Raw genomic sequence first — 17,822 nt, forward strand, 5'->3', positions numbered from 1 at the left:
GCGGCGTCCTCGGTGCCTCCACAGCGCGTGATCGATGGACGGCCGCGCGCACGCGTATTGCGCTTACCTGACCGATGTGGTTCACACTTATCCTAGATCAATGACGATAGAGACAACATGCTTTACGAACGGACCGCAATTCAGGGTGTGGTAATTATCACGCCTAAAAAGATCGGCGATTCTCGTGGTTACTTCATGGAAACGTATCGACAAGCTGAATTCGAAGCAGAAGTAGGTTCTTTCGCCTTCGTCCAAGACAACTGTTCATACTCTGCGCAATCGGGCACCGTTCGTGGGCTGCATTTTCAGATCAATCCACGTGCGCAAGGGAAGCTCGTTTCTTGTGTAGCTGGTTCGCTTCTCGATGCGGTAGTGGATATCCGCATCGGTTCGCCGACCTACGGGCAATTCCTGACGGCGGAGTTGTCGGCGAAAAACGCTAAACAGCTATGGATTCCTCCAGGCTTTGCGCATGGATTTTGCACATTAGAACCGGACACTGTCATCAGCTACAAGGTGACCAATTACTATAGTCCTGAGCATGACCGTGGGCTGTTGTGGAACGATCCAGACGTAGCGATCAATTGGCCGGTGACAGCGGATGTTGCGAACCTTTCTGACAAGGATCTCAAGTTACCGAGACTGACCGAACTCCGCGTCAGCTTTGCGTACTGAGCAAGCGCAGACGCATTGGACCAACAAGGAATTCCGAGATCGGCAAAATATGCGGGTTTCGGTCACACGTGGAGCGGGTTTTTTTGGCTCGGCACTGGTTCGTCATCTCGTTGTGGACAAAGGTTACGAGGTGCTCAACGTCGACAAGCTAACCCATGCTGCGACGCTTACATAGTTCCCAGCTACCGCTTTCTTAAAGCTGACATATATGATGGTCAGGCGGTTTCGCAGGCCTTCTCGAGTTTCCCACCCGACCGGGTAATGCATTTGGCTGCGGAGAGCCACGTGGACCGCTCCACTGTGGAAAGCAACGTGCTTGGAACATTCAACATGCTCGAATGTGCCCGAGTCTACTGGGCCCAGTTATCACACGAGCTGAGATGCGGTAAGGCGCGTATCGCCTAGCCATCCCCATCTATCTGAAGGTGCGCGAAGGCGGTCGCATCGTCTCGGTGGCGGCGATAATTGCGGTGGCGGCCAATTCGGACGGGAAAAGGGAGATCGTCGGCCTGCACATCGGCCCTTCCAAAGCCGAACCGTTCTGGACCTCTTTCCTGCGCGATTTAGCGCGCCGGGGCCTCACCGACGTCAATCTCGTCATCTCCTGGTCGAGGCAGCGATCGACGCTCTGCCGGATGGCGCTGACAAGGAAAAGGCCCGGATCGAATGGGAATATGCGACCGCCTTCAATCGAATGCATCCGCTGAGCGCGACTGTAGGCGCAGCGCTTGGCCTCACTGATCAGCAGATTGACGTCATGTGGCTGAGTACCGTCAATCTCTGACGTAGCCCGTCAGTGAAACTTTGCTAGGTATACCAGCCGGGCAATCGCGTGGGCCGCGTCGACTTCTGGTGTCTGCGTGGCGTTATGCTGGAGATGTGGAAACACGCTTCTGGTTGCGCAAGAACGATTTCGTAACCGATCAGCGCCATCGCATACTGGTCGTCGGAGACAAGTTCAATAGAGGACAAATTTGCTAGTTCAGAACGTCCGCATTTCGCTTCGGCGTGTGCCATCGCATCGACCGCCTTCAGAAGTCGAACTCGCGTTCATGTTTCTGAAAGTCACGCTTAAACGCCTCCTCCCAAGGGTCGAACGGTCGATCGTCCTGCCGCGGGTCTGCTTTTTCGCGCTCTTCGGGTTCACGTTGGCGTTGCTGATTATCCATTAAATAAACCTTTAGTCGAATCCTGTGCGTTTTTCTTAGCGCCCGAATCTCTCGAAAACAACCTCAATTGGGTGACGCCTTACGATCATTGGTTTGAAGCTAACCGCATTTCTTAGCCTGGCAGTGATCAACGTGGTGACCAGTCGAACCCATGTTGGGCCAACCATCCTGAAGACGAAGGCCTATCAGGACGTCGCCGGCATCTGGACCATCGGCTATGGCCATACCAGCGCGGCCGGCGCGCCGACTGTGACGCCGACGATGGTGATCACCGACGCCAAGGCTGAAGAGATCCTGCTGGCCGATCTCGCCATGTTCGAGGAGCGGCTGCCGCGCCAGGTCAAGGTGCCCCTAGCCGATAACCAGTTCGCGGCTCTCGTCTCTTTCGACTTCAACATCGGCAAGCTGCACAAGTCGACGTGACTGAAGCGGCTCTACGCTGGCGACTATGACGCCGTGCCGGCCGAGCTGATGAAGTGGGTCAACGCCGGCAAAAGCGGGTGCAGGGGCTGGTAAACCGCCGCTCTGCCGAGGCAGGCTTGTGGGCAAAGGGGGCGTTTTTCCCGACCAACGCGCAGCTGGCCGCAGCCAAAGCGCCTGACGTCGTGACGAAGGAAAACGTCAGCTGGCTCGCCGGCATCATTGTCGCGTCGTTTGCAGGCGGCGCTTTCCTATTCATCCGCAAGCGGCTCGATCCAGCATGATCCTCTGGCCGAAAATCCTCTGCGGCGTGCTCGTGCTCGCCGCCATCACTTGGACCGTTCTTGAGATCCGCGAGGATGGCGTCCGATCAATCACAAATGCATTCGAGAGGCAGATCAATGCGGCGGCACATTCAGCGGGTGATTCTCGCTTTGACTATGACACTTGCCCTGACGGGTTGTGCGACTTCGCAGCCCGCAAATGTCGACGGCCTGAGAGTGCTCGCCCACCTGCACTGCATAGGCGCTGGCAGCGTCGTCGTACTTCTGCATGTGAAGGGTTCCTTGGGTATCTCCTATCGACAATCTTCTCTTCCAGCGTTGTAGTATCAGGTCAGGTTCTTAGCGCCAACAACGGCGAGTGTGACTCTGGGGCATTGCCGGGCTGCGACGTCGCGTGCTAATTGCGGCACGGCCTCCTAGGAGATAAATCTTGAATCGCATTTGTGTCTTGTTGCTCGTTTCGACACTCGCATCCTGCCAAGCAGTTCCGGGCGAAGGGCCTCTGGCAGGTTCAATCCTTTCAGATGCTGGTAAGTCTGCCGCTGAGCTAAAGCGTGAGAGCGCAACCGTTTACGAGATCGTAGATGTTGATAGCCAATCCGCTGAAACTGTTTCAGCTTACACGAGCGGCCCGCTCAATCGGAGGTTTGGTCTCGGCGGCGGGCGTGTTGCGCGCGCGACCATCGGCGTCGGCGACCGACTCATCGTGTCTATCTTCGAGGCAGGAGAAAACGGACTCTTCTCCACTTCGAAGTCGAAGTCAGCAAACATAGAGATCGTCGTCCAGCCAGACGGAAAAGGGTCGATTCCCTACGTTGGAGCTCTTCGGCTCGCTGGCCTCACCCTCGAGCAAGCAAGGCAAGAGATCGTTCGGTCGCTCGAAGGTAAGGCCATCGAGCCAGACGTGATCATCCAAAACACCGACACGGCCTCTCGTAAAACCATTGTCACAGGCGCCGTCAACCGCCCATCTGTTATCCCACTCAATCTGGCCGGCGACAAGCTGACCGATGTCATCGCGAAAGCGGGCGGCCCTCGTGGTGAGGCGTATGACACTTTCGTCACCATTACCCGAGGGGAGAAGTCTGCTACGGCTCTAGTGAGCGCGGTCATCGACAACCCGGGTGAAAACATCTGGGTCCAGCCGGGCGACGAAATTACACTCGTCCAGGATCCAAGACAGTTCACCATCATGGGCGCCGTTGCGGCAAGCGGACGCGGGGTATTCGGTTCACGCGACCTCAGCCTGATCGAGGCTGTAGGATTGGGACGTGGCGGCAGCGACTATGCGTCTGACCAGAAGGGGTTCTTCGTGTTCCGATACGAAGAGCCCGAAGTGGCCGCTGCTGTTCTTGGCAGATCACGCTATGACGCGATGCTTCGGAAAGGGCTGCGCGCTGATAGAATTGGTCGAGTTCCAATGGTCTACCGCTTGGATATGGGCCGCCCGGATAGCTTGCTCGCCGGCCAGAAGTTCCCGGTGAAACATCGAGACATCATTTACGTGTCGCGCCATCTCTCGACGGACATCGCGAAGTTCCTGGGTATCGTAGGGCAACCATTGCAGGTAGCCAATTCGGGCGTATCGGTTGCCCATCAGGCCGCAGACATGGCGTCGGACTAAACCCACGCCAAACGCTTGCCAATCTGATCATGCAGCCCCGCCATCGAGCGGGGTTTTTCTATTCCCAAAAACAAATAAGGATCAACACATTGCTCGGGAAACTCTTCCCGTCGCTTTCGAAGTCGTGCTTGGGAATCGGAAGTAATTCCTTGCGCGTAGGACTAGAAATCCTGAACACGTCGGTTATAAGCGGCGCGTCTGTGAATTCGAACGCTCAGACGGGGCCTCTTCACCTATTCGTAGGAGAAGGGGCCCTTTGCGTCTGAGAGCGCCCGCGTTACGATCTGCGTCGCGACTGCGACCAGTAGACCCGCCAAGGCGACGGCGGTTCCATATCTCGCCACCTTCATCCGGCGCCAGCGCGCGCCATCCCAATCATAGCCCATCTGCTCCACTCCAGCGGCTTCATGCCGTTGCGGTGATGATCGGCCATGCCTTTTAACAAAAAGGAAAAGCTTATGAACAACCGACGCATCAACGCGGCGGGCCTTGCGCTCGTCAAACAATGGGAAGGCCTGAAGACCAAAGCCTATCAAGATGTCGGTGGCATCTGGACCATCGGCTACGGCCACACAAGCGCGGCCGGCGCGCCGACGGTCACGCCGACCATAGTTATCACGGAGGCCAAGGCGGAAGAGATCCTGCTGGCCGACCTCGCCATGTTCGAGGAGCGGGTGTCGGGCCTGGTCAAGAATTTTGGACACGATGACGTAATTGCTCGCCTTCGTCCTTCGGGTAACGCTCAATATCTGAGCACCATTTTTCGACGGAGACCACCGTATGAAACACTATGTTGGCCTGGATGTATCGCAGCGAGAAACTGCCGTTTGTGTCGTGGACGAGACCGGCCGAATGATCTTCGAAGGCAGGGCGAAGTCAAATCCTGGAGCCTTGGCAGAACTGATCAGAAAGAGGGCCCCTTGCGCTGAACGCATCGGCTTTGAGACCGGCGCCATGTCGAGTTGATTGTGGCATGAGCTCACGCGCATAGATCTTCCCGTCGTCTGCATCGACGCACGGCATGCGAAAGCGGCATTGTCGGTGCGCATGAACAAGAGTGACGAGAACGATGCCCGCGGTCTGGCTGAACTGGTTCGTATCGGTTGGTACAGGGAGGTGAAGGTCAAGAGCGCTGAAAGTCAGCAGGTTCGATCTCTGCTCGTGACCCGCTCGCGCTTGATCCAAATAAGACGTGATTTGGAAAATAAGATCCGGGCGATGCTAAAGGAGTATGGCCTGCTCTTCGAGCGTGCTATCGGATCGATGTTCCGGCGTAAGGTCGTAGAATTAGTTGATACCGGCCATGTTCTTCGGGATGTCATCGAACCGCTGCTTTCCATTCATGAGCAAGTTTGTCGTGAACAGGAAAAGCTCGATAAACGGATGGCAGGACTTGCTCGCACCGATGAAACAATCCGCCGGCTGATGACTGTGCCCGGCATCGGCGCGATTACGGCGCTGACATTCCGCCACACCATCGATGATCCTAGTCGGTTCAGATCGGCCACGACGATTGGTGCTTATCTTGGTCTGACGCCCAGGCGAAAACAATCGGGGGAGACCGACACCAACGGAAAGACCTCAAAATGGGGCGATCGCCTTTTACGGACCTATCTGTTCGAAGCTGCGTCAGTCCTACTACATCGCACCAAGAAATGGTGCTCGTTGAAGGCATGGGGGCTGCGGCTTGCGAAACGCATTGGGATGAAAAAGGCGCAAGTCGCTGTTGCTCGGAAGCTTGCCGTCATCCTTCATTGCATCTGGGTGGATGGCACTACATTTGAATGGAGTTCCGGGAAAAGGAGCCTGACTTTCTCTACGAGTTTGTAGGCCCCAAGCGGGTCTGCGATGTCCCCGCCGGGACGGTGGTTGCGGTGACTTCGGTCAATCGGCTGGTGGCCAAACAGGCACGCCGTTGCACACGTTGAAGCGCCCGGCCCGAACATCATCATGAGGCAACGACCTCGGAAAGGACCATGACCCCGGCAAGGATGTTAAGCTTGACAACCATCCGCGTGGCTCTTCGCCGTTTCCTTCATCACGGGAAACGTGATTTGCGCCGAGCTCGGTATGTCTGCAGTCGCGAATCTGCCTCTCCACTAACCAAGCCGATCCAGGACTTTTCGGCGTGCCACATCCTCATTTGTCGTATCGAGGTTTTCCCAGTGTTGCGCCTTAGGCGCTTCGGGATATTTATGAAGAAATAATGGCTTTCTCCACGTTTTTGTGTGTAGATCTTCATTGTATATCTCGTGATAGATATCGAATGACAGCGCGCTTCGATGAATTAAAGCGTAAATTTAATTTATAGTTATATAGTGATATTGGAGTTAATTCTTGTAGTACTGGAAATGATTTTGTTCTCTCGAATGCTTATTGCGGATGGTCCATTTTCGTGTTTTTTATTATTTGAGTGATGCAGGCGTCGCCGATGACTGGATTCGGCGAAAAAATTGACAACAGCATTGACGTTTCGGGGGTTTTAGCGGTCTAGGAAGACCAATTTCTCAGAAGTGCCGTTGACAGTCATTCGAATTTCTCCCATTGATTCAAGTATTCCGAGGGGAGCACTTTACAGTGCTGAGATGGCGGTGAGCCGGACCCTTGAACCTGATCCGGGTCATGCCGGCGTAGGAACGGGAAAAGAGCCGCTTTCGGCAAACTAATCGCGTCTTCGCTTTCACCTGGGTCTCCGTGATGTTTTGTCTGGAGATCGATCGATGCTGTCTTTTGCCAAGTTGCCGCCGGATGGCGGGGTTGCATTTCGTCCGGGTTGTTGCGTCGGCTGACCGGCGATGCGCCTGGCGTTCACATTTGTTCGCAGCCTTGCTGTCCTTACTGTCTTCTGGCAACTGGCGGTGCTTGTTTTCGCCCTGCCGCGCTATCTGTTGCCGACGCCCCTCGAGGTACTTGCCGTCTTTGTGCGGCAGCCGGCATTTCTTCTCGATCAAAGCTTGGTGACGATTGCCGAAATGCTGGCCGGCCTCGCGGTTGGCACGGCGTTCGGCGCTGCGACGGCTATCGGGCTCGCAGCTTTTCCGCGGCTCGGAAAGCTTGTCTGGCCCTTCGTACTCGTCCTTCAAGCCTTTCCCGTCTTCGTGATCGCGCCTTTATTGGTGCTGTGGTTGGGCTTCGGCATGGCCTCGAAGATCGTGATGGCGGCCATCATCATCTTCTTTCCGATTGTTTCCGCATTCGCTGATGGCCTGCGCCGTACAGATGCGCAGATCCTTGATGCCGTCGCGCTGACCAAAGCGAGTCACTGGCAGGCGTTGCGGTTTGTGCGGTTACCGCTGGCGCTGCCGGGGCTCGTGTCTGGCTTGCGTGTCGCAGCCCCGTTGGCTCCGCTCGGTGCTGTCGTCGGCGAATGGGTCGGCGCATCTGCTGGGCTTGGCTTCGTGATCGTCCAGGCAAATGCCCGCATGCAGACCGACGTCGTCTTCGCTGCCATGGCGATTCTTGCCGTGCTTGCGGTCACACTTAGGCTTCTCGTCGATGAGGCAACCCGTCCACTCGCGCACTGGGCGCGAGAAACCTGAATTTCTAAGATCAATTGGGAGCGTTCGCATAATCATGGCCCGCAAACTTCTGCTTTCCGCCAGCTTTGCTCTAGGCGTCGTCTTTTCGGCCGGCTCGGCGTCTGCCGAGAAGCTCACGGTGATGCTGGAGTGGTTTGTCAATCCCGACCATGCGCCGATCGTGGTCGCCAAACAGCTCGGCTTGTTCGACAAGGCGGGGCTCGAGGTCGAACTCATCCCCCCGGCGGATCCCTCGAGCGTGCCGCGTCTCGTTGCAGCGGGGCAGGCCGATATCGGCGTGCACTATCAGCCAAACCTCTATCTCGATCATGCCGCTGGTTTGCCGCTCGTTCGGGTGGGTACGCTGGTCGAGACACCGCTCAACACCGTCACCGTCCTTGACGATGGTCCGATCCGCGACCTTGCCGATCTGAAGGGCAAGAAAATCGGCTTTTCCGTCTCCGGTTTCGAGGACGCGATGCTCGGTCGGATGCTCGCCTCGGCCGGCCTCAAGAAGGAAGATGTCGAGCTCGTCAACGTCAATTTCGCCCTGTCGCCGTCGCTGATCGCCGGCAAGGTCGATGCGACGATCGGGGGGTTTAGGAATTTTGAGCTGACGCAGATGCGTCTTGAAGGGCACGAGGGCAGATCGTTCTTCCCTGAGGAACACGGCGTGCCTGTTTATGACGAGCTCGTCTTCGTCACCGACAAGGCGAAGGTCGCCGACAAGCGATTGCGGCCATTCCTGGCCGCGGTGGAGCAGGGGGCGATCACCCTGAAGAAGCGTGGAAGCTGTTTGTCAAAGCCTATCCAAATCTTGACGACGAACTCAACCGCAGCGCATTCACGGACACGCTGCCGCGCTTCGCCAAGCGGCCGGCCGCGCTCGATCGCGGTCGCTATGAGCGGTTTGGTAAATTCCTTGCTGAAAGCGGGCTGATTAGCCAGGCACCTGATGTCGACGATATCGCGGTGGAAATTCGATGACGGACACAGCGCACTTTGTCGAAAATGCTGCTACATCGCTGGCGCTTGTTCGGCAGCGCCGTCCCCGTGTGCATTGCCTGATGAACACGGTGGTGCAGAAGTTCGTCGCTGATGGCCTGGCGGCTGTGGCCGCGGTCCCCTCGATGACATCGGCCCCCGAAGAGGTAGAGGCCTTTGCCCGGCGCGCCGATTCGCTCGTCGTCAACCTCGGTACGCTTGATGAAGTGCGGCGAACGGCGATCCGCCTGGCGACCGCCGTTGCGCGTGATGTCGACAAGCCGTGGATCGTCGATCCCGTGCATTGCGATTATTCGCCGTCGCGGCTTGCCTTCGCCCGGGAGCTCATCGCCTCTGGACCTTCCGGTGTTCGCGGCAATGCCAGCGAGATGGAGATCATCGGTGAGGTCGATGGTGTGCTGAAGATCAAGACCGGGCCGATCGACGAACTTACGCTGGATCGGCACACGATCCGGGTTGAGAACGGCCACCCTCTCATGGCTCAAGTGACGGGAACGGGCTGCCTGTCGGGTGCCTTGATTGCAGCCTTCATGGCCGTCGAGCCGGATCGGCTGAAGGCCGCGACAGGCGCGTTGCTGACGAGCGGCATTGCCGCCGAAATCGCGGCGGAAAGGTCGAGTGGCCCAGGCACGTTCGAAGCACTCTTCCGCGATGCGCTCGCAGCGCTCCGCCCCGAGGATATCATTGCGAATGCCAGGATTTCCCATGCCGAAGGTTGATTATCGCCTGAATGCCCTCGTCGATGCGCGCCTTGGAGACAAGGCGCACTTGGCTGATCTGGCGCGTATCGCCGCCCTCAATGGCGCGACGCTGATCCAGTATCGCGACAAGACGAACTCGACACGCGAGATGATCGAACAGGCGCGGGCAATCGGCGATGCCCTTGCCGGAACCGGCGTGCCATTCGTCATCAATGATCGCGTCGATGTGGCGCTCGCGGCGGGCGCTAATGGCGTGCATCTCGGCCGGGACGATATGGATGCGATAAAGGCTCGCTCGATTATGGGCGATGCTGCGATCATCGGTCTGACGGTTAAGAACGAAGAGGACGCACGGGCCGCGATCGCCTCGTCGATCGACTATGCCTGCATCGGTGGGGTCTATGAGACGCTGTCGAAGCATAACCCCGATCCGCCGGTCGGCCTGGAAGGATTCGCCAGGCTTCGTGCGACGCTTCTGGCGGCTAAGCCGGATCTGCCTGTCGGAGCCATTGCAGGCATCAATGTGCAGCGCGCCGCTGACGTCGTTGCCGTCGGAGCCGATTGCGTCGCAGTCATTTCCACGATCTTCGCCGCTTTGGACCCGGCAGCGGCCACGCGTGAGTTGCGCGCTGGTGTCGACTTAGCTCTGAGGGAGGCTTCGCGATGACCGCTATTGCAGTCACCATTGCGGGCTCGGATTCCGGCGGCGGGGCGGGCATCCAGGCAGACCTGAAGACCTTTTCCGCTCTCGGTGCCTATGGAGCAAGCGTGATCACTGCGATCACGGCGCAGAACACCAGAGGCGTAACGGCGGTCGAGGATATCTCGCCAGCGGTCGTCCAGGCTCAGATTGACGCGGTGTTTTCGGATCTTGCTGTTGGCGCCGCAAAGATCGGCATGGTGTCTCGCGGAGAGACGATCGCGGTCATAGCCGACGGACTTCGCCGATACGGCAAGATGGCCGTGCTCGATCCTGTGATGGTCGCCACATCCGGTGACACGCTGCTGCGTCCGGATGCCATTGCGGCGCTGAGAGAGCAACTGCTGCCGTTGGCGCTGATCGCCACGCCTAACCTGCCGGAGGCGGCATTGCTGACTGGGCGCGCGATCGCAACGGATGAGGCAGAGATGACCCACCAGGCCGAGATCATTCTGAGGGCCGGCGCGCGTTCGGTGCTGATCAAGGGCGGACATGGACGCGGCCCCGAGGCGACGGATATCTTCTTCGACGGCGGGGACCCGCTTCGGTTAACGGCGCCGCGCATCGAAACAACGAATGACCACGGCACGGGGTGCACTCTATCGGCAGCGATTGCTGCCGGGCTCGCAAACGGATTGCCGCTCGCGCAGGCTGTTATCGCGGCCAAAGACTATCTGCATCGTGCCATCGTTGCGGCTGGCGATCTGAAAGTCGGGCAGGGCCGGGGACCGGTCCATCACTTCCATCGCTGGTGGCAACCTCATGCTCGTTAGCATCGCCCAAGTGCTATTGCTGCGGTTGGAGCGAACGCTCGAGTTTGCCGGGGCACTTTTGCTTGCGGTCCTGCTCGCAACAGTCACGCTCTCGGTCGTTCTCCGATATGCGGCGGCAAGCGGCTTTTCCGGCGCGGAAGAGGCGGCGAGTTGGCTGTTGGTAGCCCTCGTCTCAATCGGATTGCCGCTTGCCTCGACTTCGAAGGGATTGCGACTTGATCTCTTCGACGGACGATCGAACTCCGGTCATCGTCACGCGCCGACTCTGCGTAACGGAAAGCTAAAGTCTGGGCATGGAAGCACCCAGCCGCTTTCATCAAAACACTGCTTCGCTGCCCGGGATCTGCGCGCGCTGTTCTCCGGCGCCATCACCCTGCTTGCTTGCGTCGTGCTGATATCCGGCAGTGGCACGGCCGCACTGGAGCTTGGAGGTGTTTCGCCGTCGCTCGGCCTCTCCGAAGGACTGCGCCCGGCCATGCTGGGAACTGGAGGAGTGCTGGCGATCGTCGCGATCCTGCTCCGCCACCTCGTAGAAAAGCTGCTTGTTGCGTTCATTTTGATGCTAGCGATTGCCACCGGATTGCATTGGGCGGTCGGCGCCGCGCCGGCCCTGGTCCTGGCATCGCCCAGCGTCATGCTTTGCTGTTTTGCGCTTACTGCAATATTCTCGGGAACGCCGCTACCCCATGCCTTCATCGCTGCGGCCTATGTTGCCGTCGCCTTCGGCGCGCCAATGCCGGAGGAAGCGATGGCGGCCGCCACATTGTCCGGCCTGGCGCGTTATCTACTCACCGCCATTCCGTTCTTTCTAGTCGCAGGTGCGCTTTTGACAGCGTCGGGGATCGCCAGCGACCTGGTTCGCTTTGCCTCCGCCCTTGTTGGCCATCGGCGCGCCGGGCTCGGGCAAACGGTGCTGCTGACCGGCGTGCTTTTCTCGGGGGCCTCCGGATCGTCGATCGCCAATGCGGCGTTCGGTACAGCCGCTTTCATGCCGCAACTGACGGCCCGCGGGACGCCTCCAGAGCGCGCTGGCGCCCTGATCGCCGCCGTCTCGGTGCTCGACAATATTATCCCGCCATCGATCGCCTTTCTGATTCTGGCGGCCGCCGCGGACCTGTCGACCGGTAAGCTCCTGGCTGGAGGGTTTGTTGCAGGCCTGGTCATGGCATCAACGCTTGCGGTCGCCATCCATCTGTACGGCGCGACGACAGCGAACCCCGATAGGACCGGAGCTTCTGAATGCTGGCGCTTTGGCGTGCGCGCGCTACCCGCCTTCGGTTTCGGCATGATTGTTGTTGCCGGCATTCGCGCCGGCGTGGTCTCACCGACGGAAGCGGCAGCACTTGCGGCCGCCTACACCCTGATTGCAGCCGTCTTGAAGCGAACAGCGGTTCAAGAAATCGCTGCCGCCTTCCGGCAATCGGCGCGCGAAACTGCCGCGATCCTGCTGCTGATCGGTTCGGCAGCACCCTTCGCGTTCCTGATCGCGGTCGATGGCATCGCGGCGCAGGTTTCATCGGCGGCGGCTTGGCTCGGATCCAATCCGTTTCTCGTCATTGCCGCGCTCAACCTGTTGCTCCTCGGCGTTGGACTGTTCCTCGATATCGGCGCGGCGATCCTGCTGTTTGCGCCGCTCACGCTGCCGGTTGCAGTCTCTGCCGGTATCGGCTCTATCCATTTCGGCGTCATCCTTGTCGTCAATCTGATGATCGGCGGATTGACGCCACCTGTCGGAATCCTCGTGCAGACCGTCGGCAATGCTTCCGGTGTCCCCGTTGTCGCGCTGTTTGCCGCGTCGCGGCCCTATCTGGTTGCGCTGCTGTCGGCGCTGGCACTTCTCAGTTTTTCCGCAGCACTCGTTGCCTGTTTTTGAACCCTTAGGGAGGGATTGGAAATGCTTCGCCTTAATCGTCGTGCGTTCAATTTGAGCCTGCTTGCTACCGGCGCCGCAGCATTTGCCGCCCCGGCTTTGACGGGTCGGGCCGTGGCCGCACGTCCGGTGCTCATCGCTTCGCTGCTGGGAGAAAACAAGCCGGAAACCAAGGTCTGGCTCAAGATCCGTGACCTCGTCGAAGCTGCACTTCCGGGGCGGTTTGCCTTCAACATTGTCCCGAACGCGGTCCTTGGGGCCGAGAAAGATGTCAACGAGGGTCTGCGCCTCGGCGCCATCCAGGGGAGCCTCTCCACTCTCTCCGCCTTGTCTGCTTGGGCGCCCGAAAGCCAGCTCTTCGATATGCCATTTCTTTTCCGCGATGCCGACCATGTCCGCGCGACGGTCGCCTCGAAGCCCGGAGATGCGCTGAAAGCGAAGCTTGAAGGGGAGGGTTTCATCGTTGGAGATTATGTCAACTACGGTGCCCGGCATCTGCTTGCCAAGGAACAACTGACGCGTCCCGGTGACGTGGTTGGAAAGAGATTGCGCGTCATCCAGAGCCCGCTACATGCGACGCTGTGGGAGAGTTTCGGCGCCGTCCCGGTCGGCATGCCGATCACCGAAACTTATAATGCGCTTGCGACCGATGTCGTCGATGCGATGGACTTGACGAAATCCGCCTATGCCGGCTTCAAGCTCTACGAAGTCGTGCCTGACGTGATCGAAACCGGCCACATCTGGGCATCCGGTGCTCTCGTTTTTGCCAAGCCCTTCTGGAGCGGCCTGACGGTTGAGGAAAGGGAGGCATTCCGGGATGCTGCCATCGAGGGTGCACGGTATTTCAACGAACTGATCGTTGCCGATGAGGTGGCCTCGGTCGAGTTGGCGAAAGCTGCCGGTGCGCGCTTCAACGCCGCCGAGGACCGACACCAGTGGATCGCGGGCGCACGAAATGTATGGGCGGCGTACGCGGATAAAGTGGGTGGCATGGAGGTGGTCGAAGCCGTGCAGGCAACGGGTTAAGATAGATTGGCTGGTGAGGCGCTAAAACTGAAATCCTCCTGCTGTTTCATAATATTGTTAGGGTTCTCACGCCGTTGCCCCCGGTTTAAAGTGTTGCGAATCGCATGCCACAGGTTGACGAATGCAGGGTCCACAACACAACCACGCGCCGATGAAATCGAGCATCGCTCATCTTCCTGAGCGTAAGCAGCGCGAACTCGCTCGCGTCGTGGAGGTACTGCATGAGGAGTTCGAGGATGCACTGAAAGACGGCTCCGCCGACTTCAAGAAACGCGGCCGCATACTGAAGATCATTTTGTTCGGTTCTTACGGGCGTGGAAATTGGGTGGATGAGCCGCACACGAAAAAGGGTTACCGCTCGGACTACGATATCCTTGTTGTTGTGAACAACAGCAAGTTGACGGATTTCGGGCGTTATTGGGCGAAGGCGCAGGACCGATTGCTGCGTCTCTCCGGAGTTGAAACACCGGTTAGCTTGATCGTGCACTCCCGCCGCGAAGTGAATACCGCTCTCTATGACGGACGGTACTTCTTTGTCGACATTCGGCGGGACGGCGTAGTGCTCTACGAACTCGATGATGAGCCTTTAGCAATTCCGAAACCGCTGACACCGGCAGATGCGCATCGTGTGGCGAAAGAGCATTACGAAACCCGGATAGTTACTGCGGTTAACTTTCTGCAGCTCTCTCGTTCCGCGGCGACGGCGAGCATGTGGAAAGAGGCCTCCTTTCTGTTGCATCAGTCAATCGAGCAAGCCTACGCCACCGTGTTACTGGTACTGACGAACCACAGCCCGGCATCCCACAATCTGAAATTCCTGCGCGGTCTTGCAGAAGAGCAGCACAGGGAGTTGGCTGAGGTCTGGAGGGCTGATCAGCAGCGTTTCGTTTCATGGTTTAATATCGTCAACGAAGCCTATGTAAAAGCACGTTATTCTCAGCATTATGAAATTACCGAGGAAGCATTGGTGTGGCTACTGGACCTGACGGAGACGCTGATCGATCTTGTAGAAAAAACCTGCCGTAACCATCTGGAAAGACTCAATGCAGAAATCGAAAGCGCCAGGAAGATGGGAGAATAGAAAGCGATATCAGATAGTTGTGCTGTGATCTTGATATTCTTCGTTAGTTTTTCGATCGAAACGCGGGTAGGGCGCTAAACAGCACTGTGAAGCGGCCTTAGCCGGCCACTCCGCCCGCCAAGTCCTGCTGGTTTTAGGCCACGCGCCGGCCCCTCTCATCGAACACATGCAGGTCCTTGGCCATCGCCCCGACGGTGACATGATCGTCGATTTGTCGCACCGATCGACCGGGTACGCGAAACACGAGATCCTGACCATTGGCGAACTTGCCATGGACATAGCTTTCAGCTCCGACAAGCTCGATGCTGTCGATGCGAACGTTTGCGGTGAAATCAAACCCTGCTGCGTTGACTTCGCAGACGGCCAGGTCTTCCGGCCGGATGCCGATCGTGAATGCGCCTGCTGGTTTCGGCACGTTGGGTGAGATTGACCACCCGTCCAGGGTTTCTGCATGTTTGAGCAGGTTCATCGACGGTGAACCGATGAACGTTGCGACAAACGTCGTTGCCGGTTTTTCGTAGAGTTCGATCGGCGATCCGACCTGCTCGATCTGTCCGCCGTTGACCACCACCAGCTTGTCGGCAAGCGTCATCGCCTCCATCTGGTCATGCGTGACGTAGACACTTGTCGTGCCAAGAGACCGCTGCAAGCGTTTGATTTCGATGCGCATCTGCCCCCTCAATTTGGCATCGAGATTTGACAGTGGCTCATCGAACAGGAACGCCGCCGGTTCGCGCACGATCGCCCGTCCCATGGCCACGCGCTGGCGCTGGCCGCCGGATAACTGGCGTGGTTTGCGGTGTAGATACTGCTCGATCTCCAGGGTCTTGGCGGCAATCGCGATCCGACGCTCGATCTCCTCCTTCGGGGTGTTGCGGTTCTTCAGTCCGTAGGCAAGGTTCTGATGAACAGTCATATGCGGGTAGAGCGCGTAGTTCTGAAACACCATGGCAATGTCGCGTTCAGCCGGCTCCAGATCATTGACTGTCCTGTCCCCGATGACGATCTCGCCGGAACTGATGCTTTCCAGCCCAGCAATCATGCGCAGAAGCGTCGACTTTCCGCATCCGGAAGGGCCGACGAGAACGACCAATTCGCCATCGTCGATCTGGAGCGAGACGCCCTTGATCGCCTCGATGTTGCCGCCATAGATCTTGCGGACGTTGTTCAGTGTAATTTGAGCCATTACTTCTCAGTCTCCACAAGGCCTTTGACGAACCAGCGCTGCATCAAAACGACAACGAGAATTGGCGGGATGATCGCCAGGATCGCCGTCACCATCACATAGTTCCAAGGCGTCGAGGCGTCGGTGAAATCGACCATGCGACGCAGGCCGATGATGATGGTGTTCATCTTGGCATCGTTGGTCACCAACAACGGCCAGAGGTACTGGGTCCAGCCATAGATGAAGAGGATGACGAACAGTGCCGCGATGTTGGTTTTCGAAAGCGGAAGCAGGATGTCGCGCATGAAGCGAAAGGGTCCGGCATTGTCTATGCGGGCCGCTTCCACCAGCTCTCCCGGGATCGTCAGAAAGAATTGCCGGAAGAGAAATGTCGCGGTCGCCGACGCCATCAGCGGCAGCGTCAGGCCGGCATAGGTATCGATCAGGCCGAGGTCGACGATCACCTTGTATGTGGGCAGGATGCGCACCTCGACCGGAAGCATCAGCGTAATGAAGATCATCCAGAAGAAAACCATCTTCAGCGGAAAGCGGAAGAACACGATCGCGAAAGCCGACAGGAACGAGATGACGATCTTGCCGACCGCGATCGCAATGGCAACGACGGTCGAATTGAACAAGAGCCGTTCAAGGCTGACGCCGACCACGCGCTCGACCCCACCGGACATTGCCTCCGTGTAGTTCTCGGTCAGATGATCGCCGATGGTCAAGGACATCGGTGGACGGATGATCTCGACCGAGGTTCGGCTGGAGGCGACAAAGGTGTAGTAGATCGGAAAAGCGACAATGATGACACCGATGATCAGCACGAGGTGACCGATGAAATTGGCGATGGGACGTTTTTCAATCATCGGCGCGCCTCATGAGTAGTGAACCCGCTTCTCGACGAAGCGGAACTGGAACGCCGTCAGTGCGACGACGATGACCATGAGGATGACCGACTGGGCCGCGGAACTGCCGAGGTCGAGATTGACGAAGCCATCATTATAGACCTTGTAGACGAGCGTTTCAGTCGCCTTTGCCGGGCCGCCGCCGGTGACGGCATGGATGATGCCGAATGTGTCGAAGAAGGCGTAGACCGTGTTGACCACGAGCAGGAAGAAGGTCGTCGGCGCCAGAAGCGGGAAGACGATCGTCCAGAAGCGCCGCGCGCCCCGCGCGCCATCGATCGATGCTGCCTCGATCAGCGATTTCGGGATCGCCTGCAGACCGGCGACGAAGAAGAGGAAATTGTAGCTGATCTGCTTCCAGGCGGCCGCAACGATGACCAGGACCATGGCCTGATCGCCGTTCAGAAGCGGGTCCCAGGCAAAACCGTTCCGCCGCAGGATGTAGGCGAATGTGCCCATCGCCGGATTGAACATGAACAGCCACAGCATGCCGGCAACGGCCGGCGCTACCGCATAGGGCCAAATGAGAAGCGTGCGGTAGATGTTTCGGGCGCGAACGACGCGGTCGGCCGCCGTTGCCAGCAGCAGGGCCACGGCCATCGACAGAAGCGCCGTCGCCAGGCTGAAGACCACTGTCACTTCTAGGGAATGCAGGTAGTCCGGATTTGAGAGCACAGCGCGAAAGTTCGCGAGGCCGACGAATCCGGATTTCAGGCCGAACGGATCCTCGCGAAGCACCGATTGGTAAAGTGCCTGGCTGGCTGGCCAGAAAAAGAAAACGACCGTGAGCACGATCTGCGGTGCGAGCAGGAGATAAGGCAGGATTTTATTGGGAAAGACGACAGGCTGCAAAGCAACCCCCTTCTTTGCTTGAGGAGAGGACCCACCCCGGGTGGCACCCGG

The 17,822-nt window shown here is 58.2% G+C and carries 18 protein-coding genes, 4 pseudogenes and 1 riboswitch; of the genes and pseudogenes, 16 read left to right on the forward strand and 6 right to left on the reverse strand.

All coding sequences use genetic code 11. The features are described 5' to 3' along the window. Positions 1-117 precede the first annotated feature (117 nt). The 3 genes and pseudogenes from rfbC to BC363_RS33270 form a co-directional block, all read left to right on the forward strand. Positions 118-675: a dTDP-4-dehydrorhamnose 3,5-epimerase gene (gene rfbC, locus BC363_RS06210; protein WP_065784475.1), complete on the forward strand. Its 558-nt coding sequence runs from the start codon at positions 118-120 to the stop codon at positions 673-675. A gap of 49 nt (positions 676-724) precedes the next feature. Continuing rightward, positions 725-1,041: pseudogene (locus BC363_RS33265) on the forward strand (GDP-mannose 4,6-dehydratase); the annotation flags it as partial. 50 nt (positions 1,042-1,091) lie between these two features. Beyond that, positions 1,092-1,280, forward strand: a pseudogene (locus BC363_RS33270) (transposase); the annotation flags it as partial. A gap of 426 nt (positions 1,281-1,706) precedes the next feature. Here the strand turns inward: BC363_RS33270 and BC363_RS35695 are convergent. Continuing rightward, entirely contained in the window at positions 1,707-1,844 is a 138-nt protein-coding gene (locus BC363_RS35695; RefSeq protein ID WP_210183661.1) for a hypothetical protein, read from the reverse strand. A gap of 135 nt (positions 1,845-1,979) precedes the next feature. On the opposite strand from BC363_RS35695, the gene BC363_RS36290 reads away from it, so the two are divergent. Both BC363_RS36290 and BC363_RS36295 read left to right on the forward strand, forming a co-directional pair. Further along, entirely contained in the window at positions 1,980-2,267 is a 288-nt protein-coding gene (locus BC363_RS36290) for a lysozyme (RefSeq protein ID WP_348272173.1), read from the forward strand. A 53-nt stretch (positions 2,268-2,320) separates the two neighbouring features. Then, positions 2,321-2,548, forward strand: a complete 228-nt coding sequence (locus tag BC363_RS36295; protein WP_348272172.1) for a hypothetical protein — start codon at positions 2,321-2,323, stop codon at positions 2,546-2,548. A 114-nt stretch (positions 2,549-2,662) separates the two neighbouring features. On the opposite strand, the gene BC363_RS35055 is transcribed toward BC363_RS36295, so the two are convergent. After that, positions 2,663-2,818 carry a hypothetical protein gene (locus BC363_RS35055; RefSeq protein WP_161952440.1) on the reverse strand — a complete coding sequence of 52 codons (156 nt, stop codon included), beginning with the start codon at positions 2,816-2,818 and terminating at the stop codon, positions 2,663-2,665. Between the two features lie 160 nt (positions 2,819-2,978). Here BC363_RS35055 and BC363_RS06225 point away from each other — a divergent pair, with 160 nt between their 5' ends. Continuing rightward, the gene (locus tag BC363_RS06225) at positions 2,979-4,172 is read left to right on the forward strand and encodes a polysaccharide biosynthesis/export family protein (protein WP_065784472.1); all 1,194 of its coding nucleotides are present in this window, start codon (positions 2,979-2,981) and stop codon (positions 4,170-4,172) included. 233 nt (positions 4,173-4,405) lie between these two features. Here the strand turns inward: BC363_RS06225 and BC363_RS35335 are convergent, their stop codons facing one another. Further along, positions 4,406-4,558, reverse strand: coding sequence for a hypothetical protein (locus BC363_RS35335; RefSeq protein WP_202618544.1), 153 nt, complete (start codon positions 4,556-4,558; stop codon positions 4,406-4,408). Between the two features lie 72 nt (positions 4,559-4,630). Between BC363_RS35335 and BC363_RS35790 the strand changes: the two genes are divergently transcribed. The 10 genes and pseudogenes from BC363_RS35790 (at position 4,631) to BC363_RS06275 (ending at position 14,846) form a co-directional block, all read left to right on the forward strand. Next, positions 4,631-5,101, forward strand: coding sequence for a lysozyme (locus BC363_RS35790; RefSeq protein ID WP_244519814.1), 471 nt, complete (start codon positions 4,631-4,633; stop codon positions 5,099-5,101). Beyond that, positions 5,007-6,002, forward strand: a pseudogene (locus tag BC363_RS06235) (IS110 family transposase). The gene BC363_RS35790 and the pseudogene BC363_RS06235 overlap by 95 nt, the downstream one beginning before the upstream one ends. Positions 6,003-6,723: 721 nt before the next feature. Continuing rightward, positions 6,724-6,826: riboswitch (TPP riboswitch) on the forward strand. Positions 6,827-6,967: 141 nt separating this feature from the next. After that, positions 6,968-7,711, forward strand: a complete 744-nt coding sequence (locus tag BC363_RS06240) for an ABC transporter permease (protein WP_065784468.1) — start codon at positions 6,968-6,970, stop codon at positions 7,709-7,711. Between the two features lie 121 nt (positions 7,712-7,832). Continuing rightward, positions 7,833-8,677, forward strand: a pseudogene (locus BC363_RS06245) (ABC transporter substrate-binding protein). Then, positions 8,674-9,414, forward strand: a complete 741-nt coding sequence (locus tag BC363_RS06250; RefSeq protein ID WP_065784467.1) for a hydroxyethylthiazole kinase — start codon at positions 8,674-8,676, stop codon at positions 9,412-9,414. Before BC363_RS06245 ends, BC363_RS06250 begins: the two are co-directional and overlap by 4 nt. Further along, positions 9,401-10,063 carry a thiamine phosphate synthase gene (thiE, locus tag BC363_RS06255; RefSeq protein ID WP_065784466.1) on the forward strand — a complete coding sequence of 221 codons (663 nt, stop codon included), beginning with the start codon at positions 9,401-9,403 and terminating at the stop codon, positions 10,061-10,063. The genes BC363_RS06250 and thiE overlap by 14 nt, the downstream gene beginning before the upstream one ends. Beyond that, the gene (gene thiD / locus BC363_RS06260) at positions 10,060-10,869 is read left to right on the forward strand and encodes a bifunctional hydroxymethylpyrimidine kinase/phosphomethylpyrimidine kinase (protein WP_065784465.1); all 810 of its coding nucleotides are present in this window, start codon (positions 10,060-10,062) and stop codon (positions 10,867-10,869) included. Before thiE ends, thiD begins: the two co-directional genes overlap by 4 nt. Further along, positions 10,859-12,742 carry a TRAP transporter large permease gene (locus BC363_RS06265; protein WP_065784464.1) on the forward strand — a complete coding sequence of 628 codons (1,884 nt, stop codon included), beginning with the start codon at positions 10,859-10,861 and terminating at the stop codon, positions 12,740-12,742. The genes thiD and BC363_RS06265 overlap by 11 nt, the downstream gene beginning before the upstream one ends. A 21-nt stretch (positions 12,743-12,763) precedes the next feature. Then, positions 12,764-13,765, forward strand: coding sequence for a TRAP transporter substrate-binding protein (locus BC363_RS06270; RefSeq protein WP_065784463.1), 1,002 nt, complete (start codon positions 12,764-12,766; stop codon positions 13,763-13,765). A gap of 151 nt (positions 13,766-13,916) precedes the next feature. Next, entirely contained in the window at positions 13,917-14,846 is a 930-nt protein-coding gene (locus tag BC363_RS06275; RefSeq protein ID WP_065784495.1) for a nucleotidyltransferase and HEPN domain-containing protein, read from the forward strand. 133 nt (positions 14,847-14,979) lie between these two features. Here BC363_RS06275 and BC363_RS06280 read toward each other — a convergent pair whose 3' ends face one another. From BC363_RS06280 to ugpA, 3 genes are read right to left on the reverse strand one after another with little or no spacing between them, the layout of a single operon-like run. After that, a complete protein-coding gene (locus BC363_RS06280) occupies positions 14,980-16,032 on the reverse strand; it encodes a sn-glycerol-3-phosphate import ATP-binding protein UgpC (RefSeq protein ID WP_065784462.1) in 1,053 nt (350 codons plus the stop codon). Next, entirely contained in the window at positions 16,032-16,880 is an 849-nt protein-coding gene (gene ugpE, locus BC363_RS06285; protein ID WP_065784461.1) for a sn-glycerol-3-phosphate ABC transporter permease UgpE, read from the reverse strand. The genes BC363_RS06280 and ugpE overlap by 1 nt, the downstream gene beginning before the upstream one ends. A gap of 9 nt (positions 16,881-16,889) precedes the next feature. Next, positions 16,890-17,771 (reverse strand): sn-glycerol-3-phosphate ABC transporter permease UgpA, encoded by an 882-nt coding sequence (gene ugpA / locus BC363_RS06290; RefSeq protein ID WP_065784460.1) that lies wholly within the window; start codon positions 17,769-17,771, stop codon positions 16,890-16,892. Between the last annotated feature and the right edge of the window lie 51 nt (positions 17,772-17,822).

Source organism: Ensifer sp. LC384 (assembly GCF_001695865.1).
In the GTDB taxonomy this organism is placed as follows: domain Bacteria; phylum Pseudomonadota; class Alphaproteobacteria; order Rhizobiales; family Rhizobiaceae; genus Ensifer.

Bases quoted from the DNA above. Each gene is read 5' to 3' on its own strand.
- thiE (WP_065784466.1), top strand. From the start codon at position 9,401: ATGCCGAAGGTTGATTATCGCCTGAATGCCCTCGTCGATGCGCGCCTT.
- BC363_RS06265 (WP_065784464.1), top strand. From the start codon at position 10,859: ATGCTCGTTAGCATCGCCCAAGTGCTATTGCTGCGGTTGGAGCGAACG.
- BC363_RS35790 (WP_244519814.1), top strand. From the start codon at position 4,631: ATGAACAACCGACGCATCAACGCGGCGGGCCTTGCGCTCGTCAAACAA.
- BC363_RS35055 (WP_161952440.1), bottom strand. From the start codon at position 2,818: ATGCAGAAGTACGACGACGCTGCCAGCGCCTATGCAGTGCAGGTGGGC.
- BC363_RS06270 (WP_065784463.1), top strand. From the start codon at position 12,764: ATGCTTCGCCTTAATCGTCGTGCGTTCAATTTGAGCCTGCTTGCTACC.
- ugpE (WP_065784461.1), bottom strand. From the start codon at position 16,880: ATGATTGAAAAACGTCCCATCGCCAATTTCATCGGTCACCTCGTGCTG.
- BC363_RS06280 (WP_065784462.1), bottom strand. From the start codon at position 16,032: ATGGCTCAAATTACACTGAACAACGTCCGCAAGATCTATGGCGGCAAC.
- BC363_RS06275 (WP_065784495.1), top strand. From the start codon at position 13,917: ATGAAATCGAGCATCGCTCATCTTCCTGAGCGTAAGCAGCGCGAACTC.
- BC363_RS35335 (WP_202618544.1), bottom strand. From the start codon at position 4,558: ATGGGCTATGATTGGGATGGCGCGCGCTGGCGCCGGATGAAGGTGGCG.
- thiD (WP_065784465.1), top strand. From the start codon at position 10,060: ATGACCGCTATTGCAGTCACCATTGCGGGCTCGGATTCCGGCGGCGGG.
- BC363_RS06240 (WP_065784468.1), top strand. From the start codon at position 6,968: ATGCGCCTGGCGTTCACATTTGTTCGCAGCCTTGCTGTCCTTACTGTC.
- BC363_RS35695 (WP_210183661.1), bottom strand. From the start codon at position 1,844: ATGGATAATCAGCAACGCCAACGTGAACCCGAAGAGCGCGAAAAAGCA.
- BC363_RS06250 (WP_065784467.1), top strand. From the start codon at position 8,674: ATGACGGACACAGCGCACTTTGTCGAAAATGCTGCTACATCGCTGGCG.
- rfbC (WP_065784475.1), top strand. From the start codon at position 118: ATGCTTTACGAACGGACCGCAATTCAGGGTGTGGTAATTATCACGCCT.